We start from the raw sequence: 386 nt of genomic DNA on the forward strand, positions 1-386 counted from the left end.
AAGAATACAACGATGTATGGAACGCCTACTTGGCGAGAAAGAAGGATGTGTTCACGAGTTTGCGGCATTGGGCCGTCAGTCGCAGCACATACAAGGATCGCGCCGTCCATCTGAGCAGCACCAGTAATCATGTTTTTAACATAATCGGCGTGGCCCGGGCAGTCTACGTGAGCGTAGTGGCGGATTGGAGAATCGTATTCTACGTGTGAAGTATTAATTGTAATACCGCGTGCTTTTTCTTCTGGTGCAGAGTCGATTGCAGCGTAGTCTTTCGCTTCACCGCCGAATTTCTTCGCACATACAGTTGCGATAGCAGCTGTTAAAGTAGTTTTACCATGGTCAACGTGACCAATTGTGCCCACGTTAACGTGTGGCTTATTACGTTC

General features: G+C 48.2%; 1 protein-coding gene. It reads right to left on the minus strand.

Annotated features, from left to right (window positions below; genetic code table 11):
* Window positions 1-386 (minus strand): GTP-binding protein (locus tag OKC24_RS19945; protein WP_265466319.1); only part of this gene is annotated, 386 nt, incomplete at both ends.

Origin of the sequence: Acinetobacter entericus (assembly GCF_026168575.1) — a bacterium.
GTDB lineage: Bacteria > Pseudomonadota > Gammaproteobacteria > Pseudomonadales > Moraxellaceae > Acinetobacter > Acinetobacter bouvetii.